Raw genomic sequence first — 9351 nt, 5'->3', positions numbered from 1 at the left:
TCAGCAAAAGTGCCGACAATTTTTTCCCACCAGGGAGTTTCGCTGACAGTAGGTAGCAAACGCTTAAGCAGTGCTACTTCAGCTTCTAAAGCTGCTAGTCTTATCTCTAGATCAGTGCTTAACATGGTTGATATATCCTCCCATTCTGCTCTTGCTCGAAGGTTAGCTCTAAAACAAAATTTGTTTCAACGCCAGAAGCCATACGATGAACTGATGAAACGTTTTCCATCGGTAATTCAGTTGCTTGTCATCGTCAGCTAATAAACTACTCCCGTCCGCTACTTTGTCCTTAGCTGCTATATTAACTGGTTAAACCGTGTTTTAGGGCAAAACGTACCAATTCCGTGCGACTATTAGTACCAGTCTTGCTAAATAAGCGACTGACGTATTTTTCTACGTTTCTGACGCTGGTTTCTAGACGACTGGCAATTTCTTTATTCATCAATCCCTCCGCTACTAAATCTAAAACGCTTTGTTCCCGGGGGGTAAGGTCAATTTTAATCGGGGGGGGAGTAGTAGTAAAAGTGTTCTGTTGTCCCACCTGCTGTTTTAATTCCCGGATATCTCGGGCAATTTCTTCTAATCTAGCGTTTTCGCTGGTGGCTTGCAGGGATTGACGACGGCGCTCGATTAAAGACTTGATTAATGCTTCTAATTCTTCGGGATCGAAAGGCTTGGATAAATAAGCATCACAACCGGCATTATAACCCTGAATGCGATCGCTCGTCATCCCCCTAGCAGTGAGAAAAACCACGGGAATTGTCTGAAAACGAGCATCTTCGCGCAATTTCTTCAGAAACTGATAGCCATCCACCTGCGGCATCATAATGTCGGAGATGACTAATTCAGGAATTTCTTGATTGAGTAAATCCCAGGCTTCGTTAGCATTACTAGCAGTTCTTACCTCGAAGTCATCCCCGTACTGTAGATATGCTTGCACAGATTCACGAACCCCCGGTTCGTCATCCACTAACAAAACTTTCGCAGGTGTGTCCATCAATTTCTCGCAGCGATCGAATATTGTCCGAATCCTATCTTATCAGCTATCAGGAGCCGGTCGTCAGGAGTCAGTAGTCAGGAGACAGGAGATAGGAGTCAGGAGATAGGAGTCAGGAGACAGGAGATTATTTTTATTTATTCTTCCCACACCCTACGCCCCACACCCTACACCCCACACCCTACACCCTACACCCCACTTCCCCACTTCCCCACTTCCCAGATCATCCTCAAGATAGTGACGGTGAGTTAAACTAGCAGATAGAACTAAAAAGTTACAAAAATCACACAATGATTTTACAATCCTTTCACCATTCTTAACAAATCCCGTGACCATTCTCTGCTGGCTCGATCGCATTAGTGCTTCTGATCGCCCCCTGGTGGGGGAAAAAGCTTTTATTGCCAGTGAATTACACCAGCGAGGATACCCAATTATCAGGGGATTTGCCATTTTTAACCGCATTTTTGCGGAATTTTTGGAAACTATCGACAATGCTGACTCGTTTCTGACTGATTTTCCGCAATCTTCCCTCTATTTAGACGTAGATAACGCAAAAGCTCTGCAATTAGTCGCCAAAGAAAGTCGGCGGGCCATTTTACAAGCGCAAATTCCTCCTCTCTGGTTAGAACAACTAGAGGCGGCCGTGGCACAATTATCCATGGATAGCCTAGTATGGCGCTTTTCCCTACCAGCTAATCTGGCTCGGCGAACGCTCGGTTTATTTTCCGCCCCAATCAGTGGAATTAAAGCAGATAATCTAGAAAATGCCCTAAAACAAGCTTGGGCGGAGTTATTCACCGCCAGAAGTCTATTTTATTGGCGAAAAATGGGAATTGGTTTAGAAAACATTCAATTATCTTTACTGGTACAACCGTTATTACCGGCCAATTGTGCGGGAAATGTGTTGATTAATGACGATAACTGGAAAATTCAGGCAGTTTGGGGGTTAGGACACAGTTTAGTTAATGGAGAAGTGGCACCGGATACCTACATTATCGATCGCTCCGGTCAATTACGCAGTCGGCAATTAGGCAATAAATCCCGCGCTTATTATCTCAATAGTGACAGTAATCTGCTCGCGCCACAATTATTAGCACCCAGTTTACAAGAAAGCTACTGTTTAGATAATTTCGCCCTCGATCGCCTTTGTCAACTGGTTCAATTTCTGCTGACGGAAAAACCGACGTTAACCAGCATAGAATGGCTGATGATGCTGGATGGTCAAATTTATATTCTCAACTGTCACAGTCAGGAAATCACCCCCACTACCTCCAATTATCCCTTAAGAGGATTAGGGGCATCCCCGGGGTTGGCATCGGGAGTGGCAAAAGTGATCAGCAATTTCGACTCCCCAGAGGCAAATTTTCAGGATTGCATTCTGGTTACTACTAATTTACCTCCGAAAAAACTGCCCCATTTACGCCAAATTAGAGCAATGATCACGGAACAGGGGGGATTAACTAGCCATGGAGCCATTTTAGCCCGGGAATTAGCCATTCCTGCCGTTGTCGGGGTGAAAAATGCCACAGAAATTATCCGCTCAGGCGAGATAATTTTAGTAGATGGTACGAGGGGAATTATTTCTCTAGCATCTCAGGAACAGATTTCCTTGCCCCCACCACCCCCCAGAGAAACCGACGGGACGGCAATTGCTACCCGTTTGATGGTTAATCTCAGTCAAACTGAAAGTATTGCCGGAATCCGAGAACTGCCTATTGATGGGATCGGTTTATTGCGCTCAGAATGGATGATTTTAGACTTACTTTCTCAGCGTAATCTAGAAGAATGGTTAACACCAGAGCATCAAGAAGCATTGATCGAGAGATTAAGTGATTTAATCGCACAATTTGCCCTTAGTATCCAGCCTAAGCCTTTATTTTACCGTTCTTTTGATGCTCAACATTCGGCTCAAGACAGTCGGGGAACCCATGGTTATATATTAGATCCGACTCTATTCGATCTGGAATTGCAAGCTTTACGACGGGTACAAACCACCAGCGCCACCAATATTAATTTACTGCTTCCCTTTGTCCGCGGGGTTGAGGAATTTATTTTCTGCCGGCAACGGGTACAATCGGCTTTACTCACTCAAGTCCCTTCTTTCCAATTGGGGATAATGGTGGAAGTACCGGGGGTAATCTTTCAATTAGCGGATTATGTGCAAGCGGGGGTACAGTTAATCGCTATTGGTACTAATGATTTAACTCAATTACTTTTAGGTAGCGATCGAGAACATTTCTCAGAATATTTTAATGCCCGTCATCCCGCAGTCAGGGCAGCTTTACAACAAATTATCACTCAAGCAAAAGTTTTACAGATTCCCTGTTCCGTTTGTGGCATGGCTATCGTCCAGTATCCTGAACTTATCGATGATCTGATTGCTTGGGGTGTGACTTCTCTTTCGGTGGATACAGAAGCAGTTTTAGCCACTAGAGAGGCAATTGTTCGCGCCGAAAGAAGATTTTTATTGGAAAATAGCAGATAAGCTAAACGGCGCTTAACCTGCATGATCCAACAGCTATAACCCTTTTGGAGTCTATATCGGTGATCCGAAGTAAAAGCCGTTTAGCTTAACTTCCCCACTACCTCACTACCCCACTACCCCATCAACCCACTTCCCCACTACCCCACTACCCCACTTCCTAATTCATACTTTGTGCTTTTTGTCAAAAAAACTTTTTTTTTGCAATAAAACTACACAAAAAAAAGATCATCGTTGTGGGTGAAATTGACTGATTTACCTGTCTTAATGAGGATTACCTTCTAGGTGTGGCAAGGGTTTCAACCGTTGCTGCCCAAAAAAGCATAGAATACCCCACTATGAAATTCAGTAAAATCGCTGTAACCATTGTAACATCGTTGTTAAATAAAAATCTTTCTCAATTAATTCTTAAGAATTTGTAAATATTGCGAAATGTTAATTTAAATATTCTCAAGTTTTTGGAGTTCATAGATAATTTTTGCTTATCTTTGTCGAAAAATAGAACTTCTGCAAAAATCCAACATCTACCATTGGGTTAGGAGTCTCCGAGTCAGGAGTCAGGAGTCAGAAGTCAGGAGTCAGGAGATTATTTTATTTATTCTCCCCACACCCCACACCCCACACCCCACACCCTACACCCTACACCCTACACCCTACACCCCACACCCCACACCCTGTCCCCTAATGCCTAGAGAATTTCAATAATTCCTTGACTGCCATCGAGACGAATTAATTGACCATCTTTTAACAATTTCATGGCATTATGCACATCCATAACCGCGGGAATTCCGTATTCTCTGGCAATAATAGCACCATGGGATAATTGTCCCCCCACCTCGGCAATAATTCCCACAGCCTGGGATAATAAAGGCGACCATCCTGAGTCAGTATAGGGAATAACGAGAATAGTATTAGGGGCAATTTCTAGATTTTGTAAGCTGGGCATAATTTTGATTCGTCCCTCCACTGTCCCCCCACTAGCGGCAATTCCCTGTAAGCGTTTTTTGGCAGTTAAATTTGAAACTAAAAATTCTCTTTTCGGTGGTTGTCCATAAACGATGTAGGGAATATCGGTTAATTGAGAGTTTTCTTGGAATTGTTGGCGACGCTGACGGATAATCTGCTTAAGATTGGCGATTTTATTATTCTGACCCAACTGGGTAACTTCTGAGTAATTTAGATAAAATATATCTCCCGTCTCCGATAATATTTGCTGCTGTAACCAGAGGGTTTCTAAAGCGAGAAAATGCCAGCGTAGGTGAGCTAAAAGACGGGAGTAAATTTCAGTCACTTGGTTTTTGATATTTAATCTTTTTTGGACAGTATGGGAAGATTTAACTTTTTTATGGCTATTATTACCCGGACTATCTAAGGGGAGTTGTAGCAGCTCTTGGGGATTTTCTCGCCATCTCGGTATGGAAATATCAGTCCCCACTTCGCTTAAATAACCGTAGGTTTCTAACCAGAGGGAAAAAGCCGAGTCAAAATCTCGATCGAGCGTATTTTTTCTCAGTTCAGATAGCGATCGCATTGAGGCTATTTCTGGTGCTTGGGAGTTATCCAATCTCTCAAAAGGTACTTGCGAAATACTGCGACGCAAAGCGAAGCTAAGAGGGGCAAGAATACTATAATAGGTGGCTTTTTTTAAGACGGTTAAAATCTCCTCAATTTGCTCTAAAATCTCCCCTGAAGATAAAGCTTCTGGGGCAGTAGCGTTAATTTTTTTGAGCGTCGGGATAAAATAGTTTTTTTGATCTTGGCTAAAGTCTTTTTCTAACTGTAATTCCCGTCCTAAAAGTTTTAATAAACCAGGGGAATTAGCCAAAGTTGCCGTTAACGGTGGTTTGGTAAACTTTGCCCCTTTGGTCAGGAATTCTAAGCTTTCTGGAGGTAATCCCATGCGACGGAAAATTGTTCCTAACAAAGAAGCATTAAAATAGGCTCTTTGATAGTGTAAAGTCGCTGTTTCATTGAAGTCCAAATCGAGGGCTTTTTTGTCTAAAACTAACCGGAAAATATCTCCCCAAACTCCACAGGTTAAAGGACGATTAATTGACCAAGGCAAAGGACGAATCACACCGGGGATAACTTCAGCTGCGATTTTTCTTGTCCAAATTGGCTGTAAATTAGTGATAGGACGGCACTGTAATAACCATAATTTTCGTCCGTCATGAGTCCATTCTATATCTTGGGGAATGCCATGATCAAGGTTTTCTAATTGCCGACAAAGATTAGCTACCTGTTGAATAATAGCCGGGGGAATATCTCCCGCTCCGATAATGATATTTTCTTCTAAATTAACTCGATAACTTTCGGGGGTGATTCTTCCCGATACAACTCTGGTGGCATCTCCGGGTAAAGCTTCAATAACTACATCTAAACTGAGAGGATTAATCGGATCGCGACTGAAGGCAACTCCCGAAAAAACTCCTCGAATTTGTTCTTGGATTAACACAGCCATGGCCGTGTTTTCTTGACCTCGATCGAGTCGATAATTAACAGCATTAGGACTATTATAGGAGGTTTGGCAACTTAAAATCGCCGCCGCTAAATTTTCTTGATCGATGACGTTAAGAATTGTAGTATATTGTCCCGCAGATGAAGCGGTTTCACTATCTTCTCCAATAGCGGAAGAGCGCACGACTAAGGGATGATTAATATCAGGATGAAGAGATTCTATTAACGGTTGTGGATCATCCCCTGGGGGTAAAATCCAACCCCTAGGAATGGGATAACCGGCACGCTTAAGATCGGCTAAAGTGGCGGCTTTTTGTCCCACTTTTAAGGCCGTCAGATTGTCATCAAGAGTTTGGATCGATCGATCTCCACGAAAAAAACGAAACATAGTTTTTGATTCATTGTTAACACTTGCTTCGGGTAAGTCTAAATCGTCGGCTATTTTTTGAAAAATTGCCCCTAATAAACAGGCTAAAGCAATGGCAGTTATAATATAACCTGAATCGTGGGGACGGCGCAAGGTGAGAATTAAAGCTAATAAAAATAATCCTACCAATCTACCCGTAGATTTTTCTCGAAAAATAGTAAAGCTAATCCCACTAATGATTGAGGTGAGAAAAACAGCGACAAAATCGTGAACGATTAATCCCCAGAAAACATTAGTAGTTCCCGCACCTTTTCCTAACCAATAGCGCCCCATGACTAAGGCAATTAAAGCTAATAATTCCCAAGTGGAGCCGGTGGGAAAAAATAAACGGGTTAGGAGAATAACGATAATTCCCTTGGCTGCTTCCGAAATTACCGCCAAAATTCCCACTAATTTACCCCCATGGTAAAAGGCGGCAGTTACACCGATATTACCAGTACCTAATTGGGATAATTTACGTCCAGTTACGAGATAATTTATCCAATCGATCAGAGGCAGTCCACCGATTATGGGACAGACTAAAAAAATAAATAGGGATCCCAAAATTTCTCTCATTTAAAATGCGTCTTAGTTTACGATCTTGTCTTAGTAACGACCTTGATAACATGAACACGAAAGCGATAATATAAATTGAGCTTAATGGCTTAAAACCCAAGCAGATGGAGCAAATAAAGGCAATAATTGCGGATTTTAAGCGGCAAAATCAACCACTCAAACTGAAGAAAAAAACGAAAAGAGTAAGGTGGACGATGCACACCCTACAGACTTAAGAAAATCTGATTGACAGTGAGATTTAATTCCGTGAAAGTCTGGGAGATCAGGATATCTCTGTCTCGAAATTGCCGAATTTGATATTCTTCCTCAACTAAGCGACAAACAGAGATGGTCGGTTGTTTAGGAGTGCCGAGAAAATTACGCCCACCCAAGGCTGCATAATCGACAATCCAATATTCAGGAATACCCATTTCTTCATAATCAGCAAATTTTAAGTAGTAATCATCACGCCAGTTAGTCGATACCACTTCAATGATCAGAGGGATAGATGCACCATCCCTAAGGATTGATTCTTTTTTCCATAATTTTTCCTGAGCGAGCTTGGTTCGATTTAGCACTAATACATCAGGAAAATAACCAGAATTTTTACCAGCAGGTCTGACAATCGCTTGGTTAGGAATTAAATAAGGAAGCCCTAGTCTATCAATTATTCCACTGAGTTTAACAGTTAAAAATCCTTTGATTTCCTCGTGTTCTCCTGCGGGTTGTGCCATTTCAATAATATTTCCCTTGTGTAGCTCATAACGCACTCCCGAATTTTCAGGCAGCCAAAGGACGAATTCCTCGAAATTAACAGTTTTAGGTAAAGTTTGGCTCATAGCTGGCAAAATAGCATTCTCTCTCTACTAACTTCCTTAGCTCTATTTTACCTTAAATGCAAGGTGGGCATTGCCCACCCTACAAACTCTCTACATAATCTGCGATCGCACTATCGCTGCCAAAAACGATGAGGACGAAACCAAAAATATAATTGGTAACGACGGCGAGGTTCATAAAAGGAGTCAGTTGCCAGTTAGTTTTTAGATCTCCATTTGGCAATATTACACCCTCATAAAATTCTTTACCACCGGAGCCGCCTAGTAAGTTTATGATCGGGTCTCCTTGATTAACGCTGAATGTTACAGCCCCTCCTGATGATGAAGACGATGTCGGCGGCTTAGATGTGTAGTTATAGCGCTTTTCACGTTACTGAGGTATCGACAAGTTTTGCCAACAAAGGGTTTAAGCCCCTTGCCCATGGCTCATTCTGATGAAAAATGCTATGATTGCTTTGAGCGCATAGAAGAGACGAGTGCTAATATTAGGAACAACAGCTTCGGAAATTTCCGCTCCTCCTGGATAATAGATATAGCTATCGGAAATTTCCAATCCCTCTGGATAATTTGTCGGGGGAACGGCGAACGTAGTGATTTCCCTGGCAAGGGCTTCGGAAATTTCTGATTCTCCTGGATAAGAGATATAGCTATCGGAAATTTCCAATCCCTCTGGATAATAGGTATAGGTAAATGTGGTATATTTTGAGTTATCAGAAAATGCCGGGGGACGTAATTGCGGAACTTCTCCACCCACTACCGCAGCCCCAGAGCAATCTTCAAGGGGCATATATTGTTTAGCCATCGAAATCTCCTTAGTAATCGATAACGGAAAAAAGTGAGAGATTTAACTGGAATTACACTGATGGACAAAATTAACAAATCAACTCTGCTGTAACTCATACTACTCAGTCCTCTATGCTAAGATGATCCAAAAAACGCAAGTTTTTAAATTGATGGGCAAAAAAAATTTTGATTTTACTCAATAACCAAATAGTTATATATAGATGTTTATTTTTGACAGTAAAACCGATATTTTAATTAATTCTCAGGAATTAACCTTTAAAAGTGAATATTTTTGTGACTTTTCTCGCTATTTTCAGAATCGAGAATTTGTCAACGGAGATGCTTTACAACTCAGTGGTGATCATTTTGAAGGGTATCTTTCAAGGATCATCATCGATGAAGTGATGTTAGAATTATCGCAACGTAATTGTTTAATAAATGTTGTGGGAGTAGTCCATTCTAAAATGTGGGTTTTTGCGATTCCTATTCGGGTGAATTCCGTCTTCTTCCAAAATTTGTACTCAGTAGAAAATAACTATCTTGGGATTGTCCCCCCTAAATCAGAAATTTCCATTTTTCAACATCCCTTTTCCAATCGTTTTCAGCTTTACGTTCATGATAATTATCTGCAACAATTGTGCCAAAATTTAGAGCTACCAGAAGCGAAAAAGTTTTTAAATTCTTCCGCTTCTTCTGTTGTGATTTGCCCATCGGAAAAAATTCGTCATCTCCAACAATCTTGTCATCAACTTTATCGAATGCTATTTAATTTAGATCGTCAACAAATATCTGGGCAAAGAAAAGCATTAAGATTAAATTTTGTCAGGCAAAAATT

6 protein-coding genes and 1 pseudogene are annotated in these 9351 nt (G+C 41.5%); 2 read left to right on the top strand and 5 right to left on the bottom strand.

Annotated elements, in window-relative coordinates:
• Nucleotides 1-301: 301 nt before the first annotated feature.
• Entirely contained in the window at nucleotides 302-997 is a 696-nt protein-coding gene (locus PX482_RS18590; RefSeq protein ID WP_002795661.1) for a response regulator transcription factor, read from the bottom strand.
• Nucleotides 998-1325: 328 nt separating this feature from the next.
• Here PX482_RS18590 and PX482_RS18585 point away from each other — a divergent pair, with 328 nt between their 5' ends.
• A complete protein-coding gene (locus PX482_RS18585) occupies nucleotides 1326-3482 on the top strand; it encodes a putative PEP-binding protein (RefSeq protein WP_288122821.1) in 2157 nt (718 codons plus the stop codon).
• A 685-nt stretch (nucleotides 3483-4167) separates the two neighbouring features.
• Here PX482_RS18585 and PX482_RS18580 read toward each other — a convergent pair.
• From PX482_RS18580 to PX482_RS18565, 4 genes are all read right to left on the bottom strand, one after another.
• Complete coding sequence (locus tag PX482_RS18580; RefSeq protein ID WP_288093359.1) at nucleotides 4168-6918, bottom strand: glycerol-3-phosphate acyltransferase; 2751 nt, start codon at nucleotides 6916-6918, stop codon at nucleotides 4168-4170.
• A gap of 203 nt (nucleotides 6919-7121) precedes the next feature.
• Nucleotides 7122-7736 carry a Uma2 family endonuclease gene (locus PX482_RS18575; RefSeq protein WP_002757834.1) on the bottom strand — a complete coding sequence of 205 codons (615 nt, stop codon included), beginning with the start codon at nucleotides 7734-7736 and terminating at the stop codon, nucleotides 7122-7124.
• 79 nt (nucleotides 7737-7815) lie between these two features.
• Nucleotides 7816-7956, bottom strand: a complete 141-nt coding sequence (locus PX482_RS18570; protein ID WP_002757832.1) for a hypothetical protein — start codon at nucleotides 7954-7956, stop codon at nucleotides 7816-7818.
• A gap of 183 nt (nucleotides 7957-8139) precedes the next feature.
• Nucleotides 8140-8535 (bottom strand): hypothetical protein, encoded by a 396-nt coding sequence (locus PX482_RS18565; protein ID WP_288093363.1) that lies wholly within the window; start codon nucleotides 8533-8535, stop codon nucleotides 8140-8142.
• Between the two features lie 202 nt (nucleotides 8536-8737).
• On the opposite strand from PX482_RS18565, the pseudogene PX482_RS18560 reads away from it, so the two are divergent.
• Nucleotides 8738-9351 (top strand): annotated as a pseudogene (locus PX482_RS18560) (helix-turn-helix domain-containing protein); the annotation flags it as partial.

This window comes from Microcystis sp. M53602_WE12 (assembly GCF_030065455.1).
GTDB lineage: Bacteria > Cyanobacteriota > Cyanobacteriia > Cyanobacteriales > Microcystaceae > Microcystis > Microcystis aeruginosa.
Note: the sequence above shows the minus strand (reverse complement) of the source record. Positions and strands in the feature narration are given on the sequence as shown.

Coding starts and splice junctions, on each gene's coding strand:
- PX482_RS18590 (WP_002795661.1), bottom strand. CDS start 997: ATGGACACACCTGCGAAAGTTTTGTTAGTGGATGACGAACCGGGGGTT.
- PX482_RS18580 (WP_288093359.1), bottom strand. CDS start 6,918: ATGAGAGAAATTTTGGGATCCCTATTTATTTTTTTAGTCTGTCCCATA.
- PX482_RS18575 (WP_002757834.1), bottom strand. CDS start 7,736: ATGAGCCAAACTTTACCTAAAACTGTTAATTTCGAGGAATTCGTCCTT.
- PX482_RS18565 (WP_288093363.1), bottom strand. CDS start 8,535: ATGGCTAAACAATATATGCCCCTTGAAGATTGCTCTGGGGCTGCGGTA.